Source organism: Metaplanococcus flavidus, from assembly GCF_042675885.1.
Taxonomy (GTDB): domain Bacteria; phylum Bacillota; class Bacilli; order Bacillales_A; family Planococcaceae; genus Planococcus; species Planococcus flavidus.
The window spans coordinates 1-4,393 of record NZ_JBHTKI010000041.1 but is presented as its reverse complement, the minus strand read 5'-3'; the positions used below and the strand labels follow the sequence as shown (position 1 = coordinate 4,393).

3 protein-coding genes and 1 other annotated feature are annotated in these 4,393 nt (G+C 48.3%); of the genes, 1 reads left to right on the top strand and 2 read right to left on the bottom strand.

All coding sequences use genetic code 11. From position 1 onward, the window contains the following. Nucleotides 1-148: 148 nt before the first annotated feature. Both ACFQ1X_RS15555 and serS read right to left on the bottom strand, forming a co-directional pair. Complete coding sequence (locus ACFQ1X_RS15555) at nt 149-1,027, bottom strand: alpha/beta fold hydrolase (RefSeq protein ID WP_144841676.1); 879 nt, start codon at nt 1,025-1,027, stop codon at nt 149-151. A 124-nt stretch (nt 1,028-1,151) separates the two neighbouring features. Further along, nucleotides 1,152-2,426, bottom strand: coding sequence for a serine--tRNA ligase (gene serS / locus ACFQ1X_RS15550; RefSeq protein ID WP_144841675.1), 1,275 nt, complete (start codon nt 2,424-2,426; stop codon nt 1,152-1,154). Nucleotides 2,427-2,494: 68 nt separating this feature from the next. Continuing rightward, nucleotides 2,495-2,704 (bottom strand) — a binding site (T-box leader). 159 nt (nt 2,705-2,863) lie between these two features. Here serS and pdxR point away from each other — a divergent pair. Next, entirely contained in the window at nt 2,864-4,282 is a 1,419-nt protein-coding gene (pdxR, locus tag ACFQ1X_RS15545; protein WP_144841674.1) for a MocR-like pyridoxine biosynthesis transcription factor PdxR, read from the top strand. The last annotated feature ends 111 nt before the right edge of the window (nt 4,283-4,393 follow it).

Genomic DNA, 4,393 nt, shown 5'->3' with positions numbered 1-4,393 from the left:
AGCAGCCTTAAAATCGTGCTCCTGCAGTGCTACGCACTTCGTCGCAAAGGCAATATCCTCGCAGGGGTCGGATACTGCCTTCGAAGCTGTTTTGCGGAATATCGGCTTTCATTTTTACTTTCTCAACAAGCTCAAAAAACGGAAGCTCCTATAGAGGTCCCGTTTTTTCTTCGCCCAAAAATTCCTCAATCAGTCCATTCACAATCAGCGGCTGTTCATGATGTACCCAGTGGGTCGCCTGGCCGATGAAAATCAGTTCTGCGTCCGAACAAAAATTCAAACTTTCTTTCGCCAGCTTCCGTGAAAGGGACTGGTCGCCAACTCCCCACAGAATCCGTACAGGAACTTCGACTTTCCTTTTTGGCGTTTGGCTGAAACTGCCCTTCGGCAATGCACGGTACCAATTCAGCATGCCGGTCAGTGCCCCCCGCTGTGCCCATGCTCTTCCGTAACGTTCAAGATCTTCCTCAGAAAACGCATTCTTTCGGCTTGTGCCGGCCATTGCCTGCTTCATAAAGCTGAAATCTTCTGCCGCCATCATCGCTTCCGGCAGCTTCGGTATTTGGAAATAAACCATATAGGAACTCTTCACCCATTGCAATGGACTCCGCATCATTATGCGCGGCATGGCCTGCGGATGCGGGATATTGATGACAATCAGCTTCTCCACCAATTCCGGCTTGGTCGCAGCCAGCTGCCACGCGACCGCTCCGCCCCAATCGTGCCCAATGATCACCGCTTTTTCATTTCCGCTCTGTTCAATCAGTCCCGCAACATCATCGCGCAAATCGTTCAGCGTGTAATTCTCTGCTCCCTGCGGCTTGCTGCTCAAATTATAGCCCCGCTGATCCGGTGCCATCACCCGGTAGCCCTGTTCTGCCAAAGCATCAATCTGATGCTTCCAGCCATACCAGAACTCCGGAAAGCCATGAAGCAGAACCACCAGTGGCCCGTCTTTTGGTCCCGCCACAGCCGTATGCAGCGAGACACCATTTGTTTCAATCGTTTCGAACGCAATCTTCTCCACATTAAAAACTCCCTTCCATTCGATTCTTCTGCTCCTCCATACCCTTTTTCGAATCAAAGGAATCGATTAGTGCATAGAATATAAAAAAGCTCCCTAAGCACAATGCTTAGGGAGCTCCCTTGTTTTATTTGATGAATTCTTTGCCGCCCATATAAGGACGCAATACTTCCGGAACGCGGACAGAGCCGTCTTCCTGCTGGAAGTTTTCAAGTAATGCTGCAACAGTCCGGCCGACTGCCAGTCCACTGCCGTTGAGTGTGTGAACAAATTCCGGCTTGCCACCTGCCTCGCGTCGGAATTTAATATTGGCGCGTCTCGCCTGGAAATCTTCGAAATTACTGCAAGAAGAAATTTCGCGGTACATTTCCTGGCTCGGAATCCATACTTCGATATCGTATTTCTTCGCTGCCGTAAATCCAAGGTCCGCCGTACACATTTTCAGGACGCGATATGGAAGACCCAATAATTGCAGCACCTTCTCTGCGTGGCCCGTCAATTTCTCCAGTTCATCATAAGATTCTTCCGGCTTCACAAAGCGCACCAGCTCGACTTTATTGAATTGGTGCTGACGAATCAACCCCCGGGTGTCGCGCCCCGCAGAACCCGCTTCAGAGCGGAAATTTGCGCTGTAAGAAGCAAATGCCTGCGGCAGCATGTCGCCCGGCAAAATTTCATCGCGGTAGAAGTTTGTGACCGGTACTTCAGAAGTCGGGATCAGGAAGAAATCCTCTTTTTCGATCAGGAATGCATCTTCTTCGAATTTCGGCAATTGCCCTGTTCCGGTCAAACTTTCGCGATTCACCAGATAAGGCGGCAACATTTCTTCATAGTCATGCTCTTCCTGATGAAGGTCCATCATGAAATTGATCAATGCACGCTCAAGGCGTGCCCCGAGGCCGCGGTAAAACACAAAACGGCTGCCCGTCACTTTCGCCGCGCGTTCAAAGTCAACGATATTCAAGTCTGTGGCAATATCCCAATGCGGTTTCGCTTCATAACCGAAGTCCGGCTTGTCGCCCCACGTGCGGATTTCTTCATTGTCGTCTTCAGAATCACCAAGCGGCACACTGTCATGCGGAATATTCGGCACGCGCATCATGATGTAATTCAGACGCTCTTCGACCTCCCGCAATTCGTCGTCGATCGCTTTGATCTGTTCACCCACTTCACGCATTTTCGCGATAGCTTCATCGGCATTTTCTTTATTGCGCTTCATTACTGCAATATTCTGTGAAGCTTCGTTGCGTTCCGCTTTCAACTTCTCAGTCTGAGCAATCAATTCCCGGCGTTTGGCATCAAGCGGCTGAAAATCCTCCAGCACTGAAATATCTTCTCCCCGTTTCGCAAGCTTGCTTTTCACTTCTTCAAAATTATCCCGTACAAATCGGACATCCAACATGATAAATTCCTCCTCTGTCATTTGACGCAAATGGAAAAAAGACAACAAAAATAGCCCCCGTCCCCTGGTAAAGGGACGAGAGCTACCCGCGTTGCCACCCTGATTAACCGGCAAAAATCTCCGGTTCTCTTCATCACATAACGGCATTAAAACCGGCAATGGCTTATGTCGCCATGCAACTCCGGGGTGGATTCAAACGCGCTTTTCACCGGTTCGCACCAACCACCGGCTCTCTTTGGAAAAACAGACGTTTTACTAATTCCCATCAACGTTTCTTCTTTGAAATTAATCATACTTTACTATAATCTTTCAATTTTGGCAAGAGGACGCCGTATACATCCGGTTTTGCCTGAACCTTCCCTTTGCGTTATACTTATGCTGACCATACGATAAACACTAAAATGTTAATAATAATAATGTCAGTTTGGAGGAAACTAATGGATATGCTCATGTTCCAATTGAAGAAAAGCAGCGCCACCCCAATTTATAAACAACTGTATACCGAAATCAAGCAGGCTATCATCGGCGGCAAAATCTCTGTTGAGACAAAATTGCCGAGCAAGCGAAAATTGGCGGAATTTCTTGATATCAGCCAGACAACCGTTGAATTGGCGTATGGCCAGCTCGTTGCCGAAGGATTTATCGAATCCCGTCCCCGAAAAGGCTATTACGCGCAAGCCATCGAAGAACTCGCTTACCTTGATTTACCACAGGAAGAGCCCGTAATTCCGGAAAAGATCAATTACCTCTACGATTTCAACCCGGCACAAATTGATACCGAATCTTTTCCTTTTTCGACTTGGCGTAAATTAGCCAAGGAAGTCCTTGATGAATTGAACGGTGAATTTCTGCTGTCCGGTCATCCGCAAGGTGACGACATGCTGCGCCAGGAAATCGCCCGCTATCTGTTCCAGTCCCGCGGCGTCGTCTGCCAGGCGAACCAGATCATCATCGGTTCAGGAACCGAGCAATTGATGCCATTATTGATTCGCCTGCTGCCTAAAAACCTGATCTTCGGTTTTGAAAATCCCGGCTATGCCCTGACACACAGCATTTTCAGCCACCACGACCGCCAGTCACTGCCAATCCCTATCGACGAGGACGGCATTAACGTCGGAGAACTCGAAGCCTCTCCGGTCGATGTGCCCTACGTTACCCCGTCCCATCAGTTTCCGACAGGATCCGTCCTGAGTGCGACACGGCGCGCCCAATTATTGAACTGGGCAACTGCCAAACCTGACCGTTATATCATTGAAGACGATTATGACAGCGAATTCCGCTACACCAGCAGACCGATTCCCGCACTCCAAAGCATGGATCTCAGCGGACGGGTCATCTACATCAGTACATTTTCAAAATCGCTGATGCCCTCCCTCCGTATCGCTTATATGGTATTGCCGAAAACCTTGCTGCTCGAATACAATAAAACCTTTCTTCATTATTCATCTTCTGTACCAAGGCTTGACCAGCAGATTGTGGCGCAATTCATGAAAGGAGGACATTTCTCAAGACATCTCAACCGCATGCGAAAATTGTATAAGAAGAAACTTGAATGTTTGACGGCTTCACTGGCTCCATTCGCGCCAGCCGTTACAATTTCAGGAGAACAGGCCGGAATGCATGTCGTTTTGACTGTCCAGAGCCCATTTAGTGAAAAAGAGCTGATCAATCGTGCGAAAACGCCTGGCATACGAGTTTTCGGACTGCATTCCTACGATGTCGAAAAATCCGAAAGCCCGTCCCCCCGCATTGTAATCGGTTTTGGCGGCCTGTCAGAACAGCAAATCGAAGAAGGCATCCATAAACTCATGGCCAGCTGGGAAATAGGCAAAACAAAAAGCAGCTCATCTTTTTGAAAGATGTAGACTAACATAATTAAGCGAGACAATATAAAACACCTTCGTGATGGTACACTTTACAAAAGTACTTTAATCGGAGGTGTTTTTGCGTGGGCAAAAACGTATATT

Coding starts and splice junctions, on each gene's coding strand:
- pdxR (WP_144841674.1), top strand. CDS start 2,864: ATGGATATGCTCATGTTCCAATTGAAGAAAAGCAGCGCCACCCCAATT.
- serS (WP_144841675.1), bottom strand. CDS start 2,426: ATGTTGGATGTCCGATTTGTACGGGATAATTTTGAAGAAGTGAAAAGC.